This window comes from Streptomyces sp. SN-593, from assembly GCF_016756395.1.
In the GTDB taxonomy this organism is placed as follows: domain Bacteria; phylum Actinomycetota; class Actinomycetes; order Streptomycetales; family Streptomycetaceae; genus Actinacidiphila; species Actinacidiphila reveromycinica.
Window position 1 is genome coordinate 7,492,730 of sequence record NZ_AP018365.1, and the last position, 17,470, is coordinate 7,510,199.

General features: G+C 72.0%; 15 protein-coding genes and 1 pseudogene. 13 read left to right on the plus strand and 3 right to left on the minus strand.

All coding sequences use genetic code 11. From position 1 onward, the window contains the following. Positions 1–267: 267 nt before the first annotated feature. The gene (locus RVR_RS31885; protein WP_202237354.1) at positions 268–1,374 is read left to right on the plus strand and encodes an FAD-dependent oxidoreductase; all 1,107 of its coding nucleotides are present in this window, start codon (positions 268–270) and stop codon (positions 1,372–1,374) included. A 162-nt stretch (positions 1,375–1,536) separates the two neighbouring features. Further along, positions 1,537–2,340: an SDR family NAD(P)-dependent oxidoreductase gene (locus RVR_RS31890; protein WP_202237355.1), complete on the plus strand. Its 804-nt coding sequence runs from the start codon at positions 1,537–1,539 to the stop codon at positions 2,338–2,340. A 92-nt stretch (positions 2,341–2,432) separates the two neighbouring features. On the opposite strand, the gene RVR_RS31895 is transcribed toward RVR_RS31890, so the two are convergent. After that, positions 2,433–4,070 carry an FAD-dependent monooxygenase gene (locus RVR_RS31895; protein ID WP_202237356.1) on the minus strand — a complete coding sequence of 546 codons (1,638 nt, stop codon included), beginning with the start codon at positions 4,068–4,070 and terminating at the stop codon, positions 2,433–2,435. A 353-nt stretch (positions 4,071–4,423) separates the two neighbouring features. Beyond that, positions 4,424–4,624, minus strand: a complete 201-nt coding sequence (locus RVR_RS31900) for a hypothetical protein (RefSeq protein WP_202237357.1) — start codon at positions 4,622–4,624, stop codon at positions 4,424–4,426. A gap of 322 nt (positions 4,625–4,946) precedes the next feature. On the opposite strand from RVR_RS31900, the gene RVR_RS39215 reads away from it, so the two are divergent. The 7 genes from RVR_RS39215 to RVR_RS31930 all read left to right on the plus strand — a co-directional run bounded on the left by RVR_RS39215 (position 4,947) and on the right by RVR_RS31930 (position 13,665). Beyond that, entirely contained in the window at positions 4,947–5,024 is a 78-nt protein-coding gene (locus tag RVR_RS39215) for a putative leader peptide (protein WP_430393254.1), read from the plus strand. A 430-nt stretch (positions 5,025–5,454) separates the two neighbouring features. Further along, entirely contained in the window at positions 5,455–7,107 is a 1,653-nt protein-coding gene (locus RVR_RS31905) for a dipeptide ABC transporter ATP-binding protein (protein ID WP_237405083.1), read from the plus strand. A 32-nt stretch (positions 7,108–7,139) separates the two neighbouring features. Further along, positions 7,140–8,732 (plus strand): ABC transporter substrate-binding protein, encoded by a 1,593-nt coding sequence (locus tag RVR_RS31910; protein WP_202237359.1) that lies wholly within the window; start codon positions 7,140–7,142, stop codon positions 8,730–8,732. Between the two features lie 90 nt (positions 8,733–8,822). After that, on the plus strand, positions 8,823–9,842 hold the full coding sequence (locus RVR_RS31915) for an ABC transporter permease (protein WP_202237360.1): 1,020 nt from the start codon (positions 8,823–8,825) through the stop codon (positions 9,840–9,842). Next, positions 9,842–10,777 carry an ABC transporter permease gene (locus RVR_RS31920; protein ID WP_202237361.1) on the plus strand — a complete coding sequence of 312 codons (936 nt, stop codon included), beginning with the start codon at positions 9,842–9,844 and terminating at the stop codon, positions 10,775–10,777. Before RVR_RS31915 ends, RVR_RS31920 begins: the two co-directional genes overlap by 1 nt. Continuing rightward, positions 10,774–12,531, plus strand: coding sequence for an FAD/NAD(P)-binding protein (locus RVR_RS31925; protein WP_202237362.1), 1,758 nt, complete (start codon positions 10,774–10,776; stop codon positions 12,529–12,531). Before RVR_RS31920 ends, RVR_RS31925 begins: the two co-directional genes overlap by 4 nt. Positions 12,532–12,558: 27 nt before the next feature. After that, positions 12,559–13,665, plus strand: a complete 1,107-nt coding sequence (locus tag RVR_RS31930; protein ID WP_202237363.1) for a M24 family metallopeptidase — start codon at positions 12,559–12,561, stop codon at positions 13,663–13,665. Between the two features lie 86 nt (positions 13,666–13,751). On the opposite strand, the gene RVR_RS31935 is transcribed toward RVR_RS31930, so the two are convergent. Continuing rightward, entirely contained in the window at positions 13,752–14,429 is a 678-nt protein-coding gene (locus tag RVR_RS31935; RefSeq protein ID WP_202237364.1) for a GntR family transcriptional regulator, read from the minus strand. A gap of 206 nt (positions 14,430–14,635) precedes the next feature. On the opposite strand from RVR_RS31935, the gene RVR_RS31940 reads away from it, so the two are divergent. The 4 genes and pseudogenes from RVR_RS31940 to RVR_RS39220 all read left to right on the plus strand — a co-directional run. Beyond that, on the plus strand, positions 14,636–16,033 hold the full coding sequence (locus tag RVR_RS31940) for an NtaA/DmoA family FMN-dependent monooxygenase (RefSeq protein ID WP_202237365.1): 1,398 nt from the start codon (positions 14,636–14,638) through the stop codon (positions 16,031–16,033). 11 nt (positions 16,034–16,044) lie between these two features. Then, positions 16,045–16,635, plus strand: coding sequence for a carboxymuconolactone decarboxylase family protein (locus tag RVR_RS31945; RefSeq protein WP_202237366.1), 591 nt, complete (start codon positions 16,045–16,047; stop codon positions 16,633–16,635). Further along, positions 16,632–17,267: a peroxidase-related enzyme gene (locus RVR_RS31950; RefSeq protein ID WP_202237367.1), complete on the plus strand. Its 636-nt coding sequence runs from the start codon at positions 16,632–16,634 to the stop codon at positions 17,265–17,267. Before RVR_RS31945 ends, RVR_RS31950 begins: the two co-directional genes overlap by 4 nt. Positions 17,268–17,339: 72 nt before the next feature. Then, positions 17,340–17,448 (plus strand): annotated as a pseudogene (locus tag RVR_RS39220) (IS982 family transposase); the annotation flags it as partial. Between the last annotated feature and the right edge of the window lie 22 nt (positions 17,449–17,470).

Consider the following 17,470-nt stretch of genomic DNA (forward strand, 5'->3'; position numbering starts at 1 on the left):
CGCGGGCGGAAACCGGTCGGACGGACTTCGGGAGCGCGGCGTTCCGGGCGGCGGATCGGCAAGGCCCTCGCCCCCGATCCGGGCCGCTCACCAAAATGCCATGCAGATTGCACTTTACCTAAGGTGCTGGCTAGGCTCGACCGGAGTCCGACGGACCGTCTGTTTTCGGTCGGCGGTTCGGCATTCGACCCGCACCGCGCGCCCCGGTCGCCCATTGGCCACCGGCGTGCCCCCGGCGGAGCGCGGCACAGACAAGGAGCAGAGCGAATGGGAAACACGGTTGCCGTCGTCGGCGGCGGATACGGCGGGGCGGCTTTGGCCAACGCGCTCGACGCGGACTTCGACGTGGTGCTGGTCGACCCGAAGGACGCCTTCGTCCACACGGTGGCCGCCCTGCGCGGGCTGGTCGACGAGGACTGGTCGCGGCGCATCTACTTCGGCTTCGACGGGCTGCTGCGGCGCGGTCGGCACGTGCGCGACCGCGCGGTGGCGGTCGACGAGCACGGGGTGACCACGGCCAGGGGCCTGCGGCTGGACGCGGACTACGTCGTGCTCGCCACCGGCTCCTCTTACCCCTACCCGGCCAAGCAGCACGACGACGACGCCGCGGCGGCCCGGGACCGGCACGCGGCGACCCGGGCCGCGCTGGCCGGCGCCGAGCGGGTCCTGCTCCTGGGGGCCGGCCCGGTCGGGCTGGAACTGGCCGGGGAGATCACCGAGCGGTGGCCGGGGCGGCGGGTGGTCCTGGTCGATCCGGCCGACGACGTGCTGGGCGGACGCTACCTGCCGGAGCTGCGCGCCACGCTGCGGGAGCAACTGAGCGAGCGGGGCGTCGAGTTCGTGTTCGGCAGCGCGCTCGACGCCGAGCCGCCGGTGCCCTTCGGCGTGCGCCGGCCGTTCACGGTGCACACGCGCGCGGGGGTGCGCGTCGACGCCGACCTGTGGTTCCGCTGCTACGGCGTCTCCCCGCTCAGCGACATGCTCGGCGGTGCCCTGGCCGCGGCGCGCCGCAGCGACGGCCACGTGGAGGTGGACGAGCACCTGCGGGTGCCGGGCGCGCCGAACGTCTTCGCGATCGGGGACGTCACCGCGGTGCCGGAGCCCAAGCGGTCGAAGGCGGCCTCCGAGCACGCCGCCGTCGTGGCTGAGAACATCGCGGCGCTGGCGGCCGGACGGAAGCCGGAGCGCGTCTACCGGCCGGGCGGTGAGGCCGTCCTGGTGCCGCTCGGCTCCACCGGCGGCGCCTCCCAGGTACCGGGTCCGGACGGACCGGTGGTACTGGGCCCCGCGGAGACGGTCCGCCACAAGGGCGGCGACCTGCTCGTCGGCCGCTATGCGGAACTCTTCGGATCGGGCGAGCCGGTGGCCGGCTGACCAGAGGCCGGACCACCACCGGCTGAGTGCCCGTCAGGAGCGTTTACGCACGGAGCAGTTGATCCACCGCGCGACACCGTCGCGCAGCATGTCCTTCACGCAAGTCCGCCAGGACCGGGGGGCCGAACGGCTCCCCGGGCGCGAACGAGAGGTGGTCCACCCATGGGCAACGGAACGCAGTCTCTGGCCGGGAAGGTCGCCGTGGTCACCGGCGGCGCGGGCGGCATCGGCGTCGCCACCGTGGAGGCGCTGGCCGCGGCCGGCGCCGACGTGGTGCTGGCCGACGTCGAGGACGCGCCGGTGGAGAAGGCCGCCGCGGAACTGGCCGCCAAGGGCCTGTCCGTGGTCGGCCGCACCGTGGACGTCGCCTCCGAGGACAGCGTCCGGGCGCTGGTGGACTTCACCGTGGACACCTTCGGCGGCATCGACGTGCTGGACAACAACGCGGCCCTGACCTCGGCGATCCGTGCCGACCGCGACGTGGTGTCGATGCCGGTGGAGCTGTGGGACCGGGTACTCGCGGTGAACCTGCGCGGGCCCATGCTGCTGTGCAAGCACGCGGTTCCGGTGATGATCGCGCGCGGCGGCGGCTCGATCGTCAACATCACCAGCGGCCAGGGCCTGTCCGGCGACCGGGTGATGGTCGCCTACGGCAGCTCGAAGGGCGGGCTGGTCGCGCTGACCCGCTTCGTGGCGGCGGCCTACGGCGCGCAGGGCGTGCGCTGCAACGCCGTCGCGCCCGGGCTGATCCGCACCCCCGCGCTGGAGGCGGACATGCCGCTGCCGGTCCAGCAGATGTTCCAGAGCGCGAACCTGATCCCGCGGCTCGGCACGCCGGAGGATGTCGCCGGCCTGGTGGTGTACCTCGCCTCGTCCGCCGCGTCGTTCATCACCGGCCAGGTGCTGCCCGTCGACGGCGGGTTCCTCGCGCACCTGCCGACGCTCTCGCCGCTGCCCGCGCACTGACCCGCGGGACGCGGGCACGACGAGGCCCGGGGACTCCGCCGGTCGGAGTCCCCGGGCCTCCGCACGTCACCGTGCCGCGGCACGGCCCGCGGTCACCCCACCCAGGGGGCGATGCCCGCTTCGACTGCGTCCGGGGCCGCCGACCCCACCCACGCGAAGTAGCCGTCCGGCCGGACCAGCGCGGCCTCGCCCGAGGCCGGGACGGGCACGTCCCCGGCGGTCAGCCGTGCCACCACCAGGCGGTCCGCGCGCGGGTCGGCATCCGCCGGCGCCCCGACGTCCGTGCCTGACGCACGGCTCGCGCCGTCCGTCCCGTCCGCACCGTCCCCGCCGGGCGTACCGGCCGTGCCGGATTCCGTCGCGCCTGACGTCTCCGCCGGCGGCAGAACCAGTACGAACCGGCCCTCGCGGAGGACTTCGTAGAGCCGTCCCCGGTCCAGCGCCAGGTCCGGCGCACGTCGGCCCGCCTGACGGTGGGACCCGCGCGGGGCCGGGTAGGAGTAGCCGACGCCGGTGATCTCCCCGACGGCCTGCCGTGTCACCGGCCCGACGTGGGTGACGACCAGCTTGCGCACGGTGCGCAGCGCGACCTCCAGCGGGTTGTGGGCCATCGCGAGCCGCAGGTTCAGGCCGCTGCTGCGCAGGACCGCGCGGCCGATCGGGTGCCGCTCGGTGTGGTAGCTGTCCAGCAGCGTGTCACCGGCCCGGCCGCCGAGCACCGCCGCGAGCTTCCAGCCGAGGTTCGCGGCGTCCTGGAGGCCGGTGTTCATGCCCTGCCCGCCGGCCGGCGAGTGCTGGTGCGCGGCGTCGCCGGCGAGCAGCACCCGGCCGACCCGGTACCGGGGCACCTGCCGCTCGTCGCTGTGGAACCGGGACAGCCAGCGCGGGTCGTGCATGCCGAAGTCGCTGCCGAAGGCCCGCTCGATGATCGACCGCAGCTCCTCGAACTCCAGCGGTGCGTCGTCGGGTTCGCCGCGGTGGGCCCGGTCCCAGCCGCCGACGCGCCACCAGCCGTCGCCGAAGGGCGCGATGAAGCCGAACGCGTCCCCCGTCCCGTGTACCCGTACCACCAGCTCCGGCCGCTCGGTGAACCTGACGTCGGCCAGCGCGACCGAGCGGATGACCACCTTGCCGGGGAAGGGCAGCCCCAGCGCCTCGCGCACCGCGCTGCGCACCCCGTCGGCGCCCACCAGGTACGACGCGTGTACGGTGCGCACGGCGCCCTCGCCCTCCTCCTCGTCGCGGCCACCGTCGCCGCCGGCGGTGTCCCGCACCGACACCGTGACCTTGTCGGCGTCCTGCGCGACGCCGACGACCCGCGCGCCGTAGCGGATCGTGGCGCCGTTCTCCTCCGCCCGCCGCAGCAGCAGCTTCTCCACCTCGTACTGCGGGGTGACCAGGAGGAAGGGGTAGCGGGACGGCAACCGCCCGATGTCGAACGGGACCGCGCCGAACAACCGCAGCTCGCGGATGACCTGGCCGGTGGGGACCAACTCGTCCGCCAGGCCGCGGGCGTCGAGGACTTCGAGCGTACGGGCGTGCACCCCGAAGGCGCGGGTGAGGTTGCTGACGCCTTCCGGGCGTCTTTCGAGCACCTCCACGGCCACACCCGCCGCCGCGAGGTCGCCGGCGAGCAGCAATCCGGTCGGGCCGGCGCCGGCCACCACCACCGGTACCGGGCGGGCGGCGGCTGCGCCGCGGTCGGAGTGCGGCCGATCTTCCTGGGACATGCGTGACTCGCTTCCTGAAGAAGGGGACGACAGGAGCCGGTCCGGGGCCGGCGGCGCGGTCGGGGCGGCACGGCGGGCGGGAAGGAGAACGGCCGGGGGCCGCCGCGGGCGGGCGCGGGCGGCCGCGGAGCCGGCTCGTGACGCATCCCATCCTGCTCCGCGTCTGTGAACCCCGTACTGCGACGGCGTGTCAGCCCGCGCGGGCACGCGAGCGCCGCCACGGCGGGCGTGACGGCGTTCGTGGTCGTGCGGCATGCACGGGCACAGGCCGAGCACTTTCTCGCCTTCGTCGGCATAGCAGCGGCCCTCATCTGTCACCGCCGCCTCAGCGGCCACAGCAAGGTGACAGTGCCTCAGCCGCCGAGCCAATGCGCAACACTGTCCGGCTCCAGCACCGGGTCGGCCCACGCGGGGTGGCGGAACACCGGACGCTTCGACATCCGACCGCCCGCGTCATCGACCAGCGTCGTCCGTACGCGAGGCGTGAGTCGAATCCGATAACTCAGACCCTCCACCTCGACGACGCCACAGTCGCCGGCATCGGCATCCAGCACTGCCCCCGCAGTAAGACTCCACGTCCACCCGTCCTTGGCAGCCAGATACATCCGGACCTCGAGAGCCCGCTCGCGATCTGCGCGCACCTGCCGCGTCGTCGTCGGTCGCCGATTCCCCCGCGCCGCACGGCGATGGGGGAGCGCCGGACCCCTCTCCTCCATCCACGGAGATCCAGACGCAAGCCCCTGGCCGGCTCTTCGTGCGCAGGGTGAGAAGGGCGGGATCTCGGCCCGCGGTGCGAGGAAAGTCTCATGTGTCCGCAAGATGATCGGAGTCCGAAAAGTCTTGACCGGCGAGTCGGTCGTTTGGTGAGGTGCTTACGTGAACGAGCAACTCGTCCTGACCCGACGCCGCCATATCGATCTTGCGCGCGTCGCCGGCATGTTCTGTCGCCGCTGATTCGTCGGTGCACGCCAGCGGGGTGTGTCTGGAAGCGCGGCCGTATCCGGGGAGCGTCCTCTTCGGGGGTGGGACGTCCGCATCGCCACTCCACCCTGTGATCTCCCCGGTGGCTTGACCTGGAGCGGCCCGGGCCGCGGCGCGTTCGCCTTACCCGCCTTCCGAGGCCGGCCCGCTCTCCCTGCCTCCTGCGGCGAATGGGGGAGACGGCCGTCGGCCGCGCGCTGCCCGGCGCGATGGCCGTTGCCATGACCCTGACTCTGCCGTGCGTGCTCCGGGGAGCCCCGAACGACCCTTATGTGAACGCCGCATGTCGTGTGTCCGTTCGCCCTGGAAATGTATCCGTTGAATAGTTAACGTATCCACAGCGCGAATAGAGTCGACGTTTCACTCCGTTCGTGTCCGATCGAGTCGGATGGGAAGGGAGCCCATGTCCATCAAGACGACCGATGAGCCGCTGCTCGACATCGCCGGGCTCTCCGTGGGATTCCGCCTGGGTGACGGGCGGGTCGAAGCGCTACGTGACGTCACGTTCCAGGTCGCGGCGGGCGAGACGGTTGCGGTCGTCGGCGAGTCGGGGTCCGGCAAGTCGACTCTGACCCGGGCGATCCTCGGCGTCCTGCCGGACAACGCCGAGACTGCGGCCCGAAGGCTGCACTACCGGGGCGAGGATCTGCTCGGTCTGCCGGAACACGAGGCTGACCGCCTGCGTGGTTCGCAGATGGGTCTGGTGCCGCAGGACCCGTTGGCCGGTCTGGATCCTCTCGTCCGTGCGGGCCGGCAGGTCAGTGAAGCGCCTTACTACCACGGCATGATCCGTCGCCGGGAACGGCACGCGACCGCGGTCGACGCACTGGAGAAGGCCGGCCTGCCCCGGCCCGGGGAAAGCGCCCGCCGCTACCCGGTGGAGCTGTCCGGCGGCATGCGGCAGCGGGTTCAGATCGCGGCTGCCATGGCCACGCGGCCGCGGCTGCTCATCGCCGACGAGCCGACCTCGGCCTTGGACGTGACGGTGCAACGCCGAGTGCTGGACCGGCTGAAATCGCTGGTGGACGAGGACGGTGTGGCGCTGCTGTTCGTCACCCACGACCTCGCCCTGGCCTCCGAGCGAGCCCACCGCATCCTCGTCCTGTACCGGGGGCAGCTCGTGGAGGAGGGCACCGCCCGACAGGTGTTGCACGAGCCGCGGCACGCGTACACCCGCCGGCTGGTGGCCGCCGCGGCCCGTTCGGGCTCTGTGCGGCCGGACCGCACCCGAGCCGTGCGACAGGGCGCACCGCAGATCGAGCTGAGGAACGTCACCAAGGTGCACCGGACCCGGGACGACAGCGGCCGTCGCGTACGCCGCAGCGCGGTCGACGCGGTGTCCGTGTCGGTCGCCCGGGGCGAGACGCTCGGCGTGGTGGGAGAGTCCGGCAGCGGGAAGACCACACTCGCGCGCACCATACTGCGGCTGACCCGCCCCGACGCCGGCACCGTGCACTACGCCGGCCAGGACGTCAGCCGCATCCGCGGCGCCGGACTGCGCCGCTACCGGCGACTGATCCAGCCGGTGTTCCAGGACCCGTCCGCCTCGCTGAACCCGAGGTTCTCGGTGTTCGACGCGGTTGCCGAGCCCATGGTCATCCGCCGGTCCGGCGACGAGGGCGAGCGGCGCGCCAAGGTCGCGGCCCTGCTGGAGCAGGTCGGACTCGCCCCCGGCATCGCCGACCGCGCCTGCACAGAGCTCTCCGGCGGCCAGAAGCAGCGCGTCGCCATCGCCCGGGCGCTTGGCGCGGGCCCCGAGACGCTGGTGCTCGACGAGGTCGTCTCCGCCCTCGACGTGCTCGTGCAGGCCCAGATCCTCGACCTCCTCACCGACCTCCAGCGCCAACTGCGACTGACGTACGTCTTCATCTCGCACGACCTGTCCGTGATCCGGCAGATCGCGGACCACGTGCTGGTCATGCGGGACGGCAGAGCCGTCGAATACGGCCCCACCGAAGCGACGTTCGCCGCCCCGGACCACCCCTACACCCGGCAACTGCTGTCCGCCGTCCCGGTCGCCGACTTCTCGTCGGACCCGGGCGCGGACCCGAGCTGACCCCGCCCCTACCGAACGAGACGAGAACGACCATGAGCACTACTTCCCGGACCAGAGCGACCGCGGGACTCGCCACGGCGGTGGCCCTGGTGTGCCTGGCCGCCTGCACGGCCAACCGCAGCTCTGCCTCGGGAAGCGGCGGCTCCGCTGCGACCGACTCGGTCTTCACCATGCCGCTGAGCACCTCCGTGTCGGCCGATCCGGTGCAGAGCACCGACATCGGCAACCTCAAGATCATCCGTGCGGCCTACGAGGGCCTTGTCAACGAGAAGGCCGGCACCTACGACGTCGAACCGGGCCTGGCCGCGAAGTGGACCACGACCGACAACAAGACGTGGACCTTCACGCTCCGCCAGGGAGTGAAGTTCGCCGACGGCACCGCGTTCACCGCCGACGCCGTCGTGACGAACTTCGCCCGCTACAAGAAGCTTGGCGGCCAGGTCGGCAGCCTGCTCGACGGCGTCGAGTCGATCACGGCCCCGGACGCGGGCACAGTGAAGATCACCCTGGCCACCGCCGACAGCGGGTTCATCGACTACCTTCCCATGGCCGTGATCGTCTCGCCGAAGGCGCTCTCCGCGCACGCCTCCGACAGCGCCAAGGCATGGCTCTCCGAGAACACCGACGGCACCGGCCCCTACCAGACCGCTGCCCCGCTCACCGGCTCCACCCGGGAGCTGGTGCGGAACACCGGCTACTGGGGCGGTTGGTCGGGCCGTCACGTATCCAAGATCGTGTTCACCGCGCCCGCCGACAACGCGACCGCGCTGGAGGAACTGGAACGCGGTGACATCGACCGGGTCGAGAACATCCCGCTGGCGCCGTACCTCGCACAACTGCGGGGCAACAAGGACGTCTCGGTGTACCAGGCCGCCGGCACCCAGATCGACGAGATCCAGATGAACACCCAGCACGGCCCCCTGGCGAACAAGCTGCTGCGCCAGGCCGTCACATACGCCTACGACTACCAGGCGGCGATCAAGGCCGCGTACGACGGTGCCGCCACCGTGCCGGCGGGCGGACTGCCGACCGGCTTCTCGGGGGCCGACTCCTCTCTGACGCCCTACCGGCAGGACCTGGCGAAGGCGAAGGAACTGCTCGCGCAGTCCGGGAAGAAGAACGTCACCCTGACGGTGTGGTGGGACGAGGCGGACAACGTCGCCTTCGAGAAGGCCGAGACCCTGGTGCTGAAGTCCTCGCTCGCCGCCATCGGGATCAAGGTCGACATCGTCGGCACGAGCTTCCAGGCGATGTCGAAGGCCGCGGCCTCGCCGAGCAACTCACCGGACTTCAACTTCCTGTGGCACGGCGCGATCACCGCCGATCCCGTCGAGTACCTGGGCGGCTACTTCCAAGCGAAGTACATCGGCGGCTACAACTGGTCGTTCTACAAGAGCACGGCCTTCGACACCGCACTGGCCAAGGCGAGCGCGGCCACCTCCACCAGCGCCCGCGACCAGGCCCTGGACCAGGCGCAGCAGGACCTCAGGGACGACGCCCCCGCGCTGTTCGTCGCGACGCCGAAGAAGATCGAGGTCGTCAACTCGCGGTTCACCGGGTTCACGGTCCACCCCATCGACTACGGCTACGACATCGACTTCTACGCACTGCGCCTGAAGTCCTGACCCGTCCGCCGTCCGGAGCGGTGCAACGCCCCCGCTCCGGACGGCCCGACCGTGTCCTGTCCGTCATCCCACGGAAAGCAAGACTGCCAGGTGGACTTCGCGCTATTGATCGTCAGGCGCCTGATCGGGCTCGTGTCCGTGATGCTCGGCATAGCCGTCGTCACGTTCGTCGTGACCCGTCTGGTCCCGTCCGATCCGGCCCGCCAGATCGCCGGCCTCGGCGCATCACCCCATGCGATCCAACAGGTCCGGGTCCAACTCGGCCTCGACAAGCCGGTGCTGACGCAGTTCTGGTCCTACCTCGACGGCCTGGTCCACCTGGACTTCGGTACCTCCTACGTCACCAACCACTCCGTGCTCTCGGACATCGGCGACCGCCTGCCCGCGACGCTGGAGCTGGCCTTCGTCGCCGTGCTCCTCTACGTCGTGATCTCCCTGCTGCTCGGCACCCTGGCCGCGGCGTCCCGCTCGCGTTGGCAGCAGAACACGATCCGGATCGCCACCCTGGCCGGATCGTCGATCCCGCCCTACTGGCTTGCACTGGTGCTCCAGGTCGTCTTCTACTCCTTCCTCGGCTGGCTGCCCCCCGGGGGCCGACTGCCGATCGGCACGCTCCCGGACGCCCGGGTCACCGGGTTCTACCTGATCGACTCCACCATCGCCCTGGACCCGGCTACCTTCTGGAACGCCCTGCAGTGCCTGGTCCTGCCGGCGGCCAGCCTCGTGCTGACGAACGTCGGGAGCCTGACGCGCCTGGTGCGGGTCCAGGTACTCCAGGAGCGGTCGACCGACTACGTGTCCGTGCTGCGGGCACGCGGCATCGGCCGGCGCCGCATCATGAGCCGGCACGTGCTGCCGAACGCGGTGAACCCCGTCGTCACGGTGGCCGGCATGCAGGTCGGCTTCCTGATCGGCGGGACGATCTACATCGAGAAGATCTTCCAGTGGCCCGGCCTCGGTTCCTACACCTGGGACGCCATCGTGGCCGGCGACTATCCGGCGGTGAGCGCGGTGGCGATCGTGCTCTCGGGCGTCTTCGTCCTGATCACCCTCGTCGTCGACGTACTCCAGTACCTCCTCGACCCGCGCGCGAGATTGGCCCGAGTCTGATGCGTCCTCTGCGCCTGCCGAGCGCCACCCGCCCGAGAACCCGCCGCTTCTCCTACCGCCGCCTGTTCTTCGGGAACCTCGCGACCGGTGTCGGCACCGTCTGCGGGCTGGTCGTCCTGGTGTTCGTCACCGTCGTCCCGCTCCTGTCCCCGTACGACCCCACCCGCCTTGACGCGTCGAACCGGCTGCTCGCCCCGTCCTGGTCGCACTGGCTGGGTACCGACGACCTGGGCCGGGACGTGCTGGTCCGCCTCGCCGAGGGCGGACGACTCTCGCTGGTCTGCGCCGTCGGCGCCGTCGCCTGCGCGGCCGTCCTGGGAGCGGTGGTCGGCGCGCTGTGCGGATACCTGGGCGGCGTGGTCGACGCCGTGCTGATGCGAGTCGCGGACGCGCTGCAGGGTTTCCCGCAGGTCCTGCTCGCCCTGCTCGTGGCCGCCGGGCTGGGCCGGGGCATGGCCGCGACGACGGCGGCGACCGCGGTCGCCTACTGGCCCTACTTCGCGAAGATCACGCGCGGACTGGTGCGGCAGGTGCGGGGGGCGCTGTACGTGCAGGCGGCCGTGGCCCAAGGCGCCGGAGTGGCCTACGTGCTGCGCCGCCACCTGCTGCCGCAGACCGCCACCGCGCTGTTCACCCAGGCGACGATGGCCGTCGGCGAGGCGATCGTCTTCATCTCCGGACTGTCGCTGATCGGCCTCGGCGCGCAGGAGCCCACGCCGGAGTGGGGCCTGATCATCGCCCAGAGCGCCGGATTCGTGCTCCAGGCGTGGTGGTACCCCACCTTCGCCGGTCTCGCGCTCTTCCTGGCCGTACTGTCGGCGAATCTCCTGGGGGACGCGCTGCGGGAGAATCTCGGTTTCGGCTCCGGGGCCGCGTCGCGCCGCGGAATCCGTCGCCGGACGCCTCCGCCGGCCGCCGTGGACGAGACGCTGTGAGTCCGCACATCGCCTTCGTCGGCGCCGGGCCCCGCGCGATCTCGGCTCTCGAACGCCTCCTGGCCCTGCACCGGGCTGCCGCGGGAGACATCCCGCTGCGCGTGACCCTGATCGACCCGTATCCAGCGGGCCGCGGCCGCACCTGGCGCGCCGACCAGTCCCCGCTGCTGCTGAGCAACACGAGCGTGGCGGCCACCACGATGTACCCGGCGCTCTCCGGCGGAGGGCCCGCGTTCCACGCCTGGGCCCGCTCCGTCGTCGGGCCCGGCTTCCCGGACTGGGTCCGCCGCGACGCCGAGGGCCTCATGCCGTGGACCCAGCACACGCGGCGGCTCCAAGGGGAGTACCAGCGGTGGGTGTTCCGCCGACTGGCCGACTCCGCACCGCCACACGTGGAGATCACCGAGTTGAGGGACCACGCGGTCGACATCGTGGCCTCCGCCGACGAGGCGTCCGAAGTCGTCCTGCACGGCGGCGGGCGGCTGCGCGCCGACGTCGTCGTCCTCGCGCAAGGCCTCCTCCCGCACCGTCCCACCGGTGAGGTGCGGTCGCTCGCCGAGGCGGCGACTGCCGCCGGTCTGCTCCACCTGCCGCCGCGCGCCGCCGCCGAGACCGCGTGGGACCAGGTCCCGGCCGGTGCGGATGTGCTCGTGCGAGGCCTGGGACCCACCCTCTTCGACATCTTGGGCCTGCTGTTCCAGGGCCGGGGCGGCCGCTACACGGGCAGCGGCCGGGCCATGCGCTACCTCCCGAGCGGCCGCGAACCGCGTCTGCTCATCGGCTCGCGGACCGGTCTGCCCAAGCCCGTCCAGCATCCGGGCAAGGTGCCGCAGGCGCCGACCTCCCGCCTCGACGCCGACCGGACGGCCGCGTGGCTGGCGGCCCACGCGGGCCGGCACACGCTGGACTTCGCGACGATCCGACCGTGCGTCCTGCGGGAGATCGGCGGCGCCTTCGCGGGGAAGACCTGGCGGTGGGCGGACCTCCACTCGCCGACAGCGGGACGGTCCTTCGCCTCGCCCACCCACTGGCAGGAGTTCGTCGACGCCTGGGTCGAGCGCGAGTCACCGGGCGCGCTCGACGGACGGAAGAGCCCGTGGCTGGCGGCGCGCGCGGCGGTCCTCGGCGTCCGCGCCGTGCTCGACGAACTCGAAGACGCAGGCTGCTTCACGGACAGGGCCTCCGGCCCGGCGGCCGCGTCGCTGGCCGCCTTCCACCGGGAGGCGGGCCGGGTGACCAGCGGTCCGCCGGCCGTCCGCTTCGCCCAGTTCCGTGCCCTGCGCCGACAGGGACTCGTCGTGCTCACCGGCCCGCGCCAGCGCCTGGACGTCGTCGACGGCCGCTTCCGCAGCCGCTCGGACGCCGTCCCGGGCGCCAGTTGGCATGCCGAGGTCGCCGTGGAGGCCTACCTCGCCTTCGGTGCCCTGGACCTCGCCGAGGACCCCCTGGTCACGTCCCTGCTGCGGTCCGGCCGGGTCCGGCTGCACCGGGGCCCCTCCCCGGCCGTCCCCGCCACCAGTCTCGACATCGACCCGCGCACCTGGGCCGCCGTCCGAAGGGACGGAACGACCGACTCGCGGCTGATCGTGCTCGGCATGGCCGGGTCGGCGCACCAGCGGTCCTTCGGCCGCGCCGGGCTGCCGCACGTCGGCGACCGGTTCTTCACCGAGGCCGAGAACGCCGCGCGGTCGGTCCTGTCCGCCCTGCGCGCATCGGCCCGCGGCGGACGCGCCTCCCGACCCCGCACCACCTGATCCGCAGTCACCCGACCGAGAGGAACCATGTCCACCCCGCCGCGAGCCCGCCCGTCCGCCCGCCTGCACGCGCTCCAGTCGGCACTGCGCAGCGAGGGAGTCGACGCGGCTCTCGTCGGAGCGGGCGCCGATCTCCTCTACTTCACCGGCCTCGACCTCCCGCTGACCCGCCGTCTGGTACTGCTCACTGTCCCCGCCCGCGGTGAACCCGTCCTCGTGCTGCCTCATTTCGAGGCCGCGGGAGCCGACGTCGCCGGTGTCCGGCTGCGGCGCGTGGCGGACGGAGAGGACGCGATGGCGTCCGTGCTCGACATCCTGCCCGTGGGACCGGAATCGGTGCTCGCGGCGGCGGCCGACCTTCCCGCCCACGTGCTGCTGGAGATCGACCGCCGGGCGCGGGTGGGGCGCTGGCGGGACGCCGAAGAGTTCACCGGACCGATCCGCCTGGTCAAGGACTCCCACGAGGTCGCGGCGCTGGCCGAGGCCGCGCTGCTGGCCGACACGTCGATCCGGGAGGCCCTGGCCACGGGCGTGGCCGGCCACAGCGAGCGGGAGATCGCCCGGCGCGTCGGCAGGCGGCTGCGGGCCAACGGTTTCGACGCCGCCTCGGTGACCACGCTGGTCGCCGCCGCCGCGCACGCCGCCGATCTGCGGCACCGGATGAGCGATGAGCCCATCGGGGCGGGCCTGCCGGTCCTGGTCGATTTGACCGCCCGGCACCGCGGTTACTACGCCGATGTCACGCGCACCGTGCACACCGGAGTACCGGACGGCGACGTCGGCGCGGCGTTCAGGTGCGTGCAGCGGGTCCTCGACGCTTCACTGGCGCTCATCAGGCCCGGTACCGCGGCCTCGGAGGTCGAACGGGGAGCGAGAGAGACGTTCGCCGCCGAGGGCCTCGGATCACACGTCAAGCACCGCATCGGGCACGGCATCGGGCTGGAACTGCACGAGGGACCGCACCTCGACGCCGGCAGCGACACGATCCTCGCCGAGGGCATGGCCTTCAGCCTGCAACCCGGAATCTACGTCGACGGGCGGTTCGGCATCCGGACGGAAGCCGTCGTCGTCGTGACCCGCACCGGCTGCCGCCTCCTCAACGAGGTGGCCGCCGAACCGTGGACCGTCACATGAGCGCTCCGGCGCCGCCGAGGCGGCACGGGTCAGACCGGCCGTCCCGGCGGCGCCTGACGCCCGCGGTCGCGGCCGGCGGGGCGCGCCTAGCCGCCGTCCTCCTGCTCCTCCAGCAACGACACGATGCGCAGGTCGCGCACCCGGTTCAGGTGCGCCTCCATGTGTGCCCTGGCGGCCACGGCATCCCGGTCGGCGATCGCCTCGACGATCCGCTCGTGCTCGGACCGGGTGATCTGGGCGCCCTCCGCGCGACGGCGGACGTACGGGCCGTGAATCGTGACCTGGGCGTCGAGCCGTTCGAGCACCTCGGCGATCACGTCGTTGTGCGCAGCCGCCCGCAGAGCATGGTGGAACTCGGTGTCATTGAGCCACAGGGCTTCTGGATCGTCGGTCGAGCGGGCGAGGGCGAGGACGCTGCGCAGCTTCGCCAGGTCGAGCGGGGTGTGGCGCACCACGGCTGTGGCAGCGGCGTGGGACTCCAGGATGATCCGCGCCTCGTAGATGTCCAGCACCTCGTTGGCGGTGCGGTGGCGTACCCGGTATCCGCGCGGGGCGCGGGAGAGCAGCCCGTCCTGCTCCAGCCTCGCGAGCGCCTCACGCACAGGGGTCCGGGAGACGTTGCGCTTCGCGCTCAGCGCTGTCTCCCGAAGCAGCGTCCCGGGCGGGTAGTGACCCACCAACAGCTCGTGGCGGATGAGCGTGTACTGCTCGGCCGCCGTGTCGCGCGGGCTGGATTCACGCTCGTTCGCCGATTCGGTCTGCATGCTGGGCGACCCCCTTCGTGGCCCTCACTGTCGCACAGCGCCGGGTGGCCCCGGAAACGGACACACTCATGACGTTAATGGATACATACACGAGGTATCGTATCCATTAAGTCGGAAGATGGCCCATCAGTGTCGGCCCCCGCGTGCCGACCCGACGGATCCGCCAGCCACCCGGCACACAGCGCGGATCGGAAAGAGTCCTCCCCTTGTCTCGTTCACCTCACATGCGGCTCATGCTGCTGCTGCGCCCCGGGGGTTACCACCGGGCGTCCTGGCGGATCCCGGGCAGTCCGGCCGAACAGGCCGCCGACCTGGAGCCCTACGTCGACATGGCCCGGGCCGCCGAGCGCGCGAAGTTCGACGCGGTCTTCATGGCCGACTCGCCGACGCTGCTCGGCGATCCCTGGGACTACCTCGCCCAGCCCCTGGAGCCCTTGACCCTGCTCTCCGCGGTTGCGGCGCTGACCGAGCGGATCGGGCTGGTGGCCACGGTCTCCACCACTTACTACGAGCCTCTCAACCTCGCGCGCCTGCTCGGCTCGCTCGACCGGGTCAGCAAGGGCCGCGTGGGGTGGAACGTGGTCACCACGGCGGACCCGCGTGCCCCGTTGCTGTTCGGCGGCACCGCTCAGGTCGACCATGCCCTGCGCTACCAGCGCGCGGCCGAGTTCGTCCAGACCGTCTGCGAACTGTGGGACGGATGGGAGGACGACGCGGTCGTGGTCGACCGTGCGGCCGGCATCCTCACCGACCCGGAGAAGATCCACCGCATCGAGCACCACGGGCGATTCTTCGACGTCTCCGGGCCGTTCAACATCCCGCGGTCCGCCCAGGGGAGGCCGGTACTGGCCCACGCGGGGCAGTCCCCCGACGGCCTCAGCGTGGCCCCGCGCTACGCGGAGGTCCTCTTCGGGGTCGCCCACGACCTCGCCGACGCCCGACGGGTCTACGCCGACGTCAAGTCCCGTGTCCGGCAGGTCGGCCGCGACCCCGAGCACCTGAGCGTGCTGCCCGGGCTCCTTCCCGTGATCGGCAGCACCGACGAGGAGGCCCGGCGCCTCGACGAGGAACTGCGGCTGCTGGGCGGAGCGGACACGATCGCCGACGACCTCGCCCTGCAACTCGGCCTCGACCGTGCCCGGATGGACCCCACCCGACGCATCCCCGTCGACACCGTCAACCATCCTGACGCCATCAACGGTCCGCAGAGCTGGTACCGGCAGATCTACGCCGACGTGGAGCGCGGAGCGAGCTTCGAGGACCTGGTCGACAAGTACTCCCGCATCGGCCGCTCCGGCCACCTACAGGTCATCGGCAGCCCGGAGACCGTCGCCGACGTGGTCGAGGAGTGGTTCACCGCACGAGGCTGCGACGGCTTCGTCGTGCAGGGCACCACTGTCCCCGGCAGCACCGACGCGTTCATGGAGCACGTGGTGCCGCTGCTCCAGCGGCGCGGTCTGTTCCGGACCGAGTACGAGGGCCGCACCCTGCGCGACCACCTCGGTCTGCCCCTCCCGGCGAACCGCTTCGCGGACGCGCCCAACCCCGTCACCCATGAGTCCGCCTTCCAGGGAGTCGCCCTCCCGTCCCGGTCCGCCCGATGAAGGAGAAACCCGTGACTTCCACCGGCCCTGCCGCCGGGGCCGAGGCCCTGCGCGCACAGCGCCCGCAGACCTCGGCACTGATCGACCGCCTCGACGGCCTGCTCTTCGCGCCCGCCGACGACCTCGGGGTGACCCGCGCGGAACGCCTCGCCCTGGCCACGTATGCGGCCGCTCTGCACTCCGAAGAGGCGGCCGACGACTTCGCCGACCGCCTCGTCCGGCTGGGCACGCCCGCCGCTGTCGTCGACGGTGTCAGAGCTGCGGCGCGACGCGACCTCGCGCCGGGCCCCTACGGCGTGCACAAGGGCGGCGGCGCCCTCGCCGCCGAGAGCAGGCCCGGCCCCTACCTCTCCGTGACGCCGGAACTGAGAGACCTGGTAGGAACGCGCACCGCCCACGCTCTCCGGTACGCGCACCTGTTGGTGCTGCACCCGCGCGACATCCGCCCAGGCGACCTGCAGGACATGTTCGACGCCGGATGGACACAGCGCCAACTGATCCTGATCGCCCAACTGGTGTCCGCCCTCACCCTCGTCCTGCGGGTACGGCAGGGCGCCGCCGTCGCCGCTTCCTGGCAGCACACGAACGGAGTGCAGGCATGACCGACCACGTGATCGACCCCGGTCCGATCGAGCGGCCCGATCGCTTCGCCCGCGGCTACGGCGGGTGGGTCGCCTGGCTGGCCGAGGAACCCGACGACGAGACGGACTGGGCCGCCGAGGTGGGGGAGAGCCGAGCCGCTCGGCCGACCTTTCGGCTCACCTCAAGCGACCGCACGGTGGCCGGCACGATGGCGGCGATCGAGGACGGGATCATCGACCACGTTCCCGACGGCGAGGGCGAGGGGCTGCCTCGCCGAGATCGGGAGTTCGCCGCGTTCGTCACCTCGCGGCTCAACGGGTGCATGGACTGCACCACCTTCCACGCCCTGCGCTTCGGGCAGTACAGCGGGGACCGCGACTCGGTCCGGCGTGTGCTCGACGACGGCACGAGCGCCGAACTGTCCTCCCGGCTGCGCGTGCTGGCCGACTGCGCTGCCGCCCTCACCGCGACCCCGATCACGTTCGGCCCCGAGCACGCCGCCGCCTTGGCCGAACACGGACTCGACGCACCGGCCATGCTGGACTTCATCCACAACGTCGCCTACTTCAGCTACGCCAACCGAGTGATGCTGACCGTCGGAGAACCCACCGTGCACCGCACGAGCGCCGCCCCCGCACAGAGCGCGACCTAGGCGGGTAGTTCCGATGTCTCGGGATCCGCGGTTTCGGCCCCGGGTAGCAGGGAGGGTGTTCAGCATCGGGTTGTGACGACCGAAGAAACTGAACACCCTTCGGACGGCACTGTAGGTGCTGGTCGATGATCATCTGCCGAAAACTCGGTGGCTGGGCCGTCCTCCACTGTCCACGCAGAGTCTGGCGGCACGTACGGGGCTCG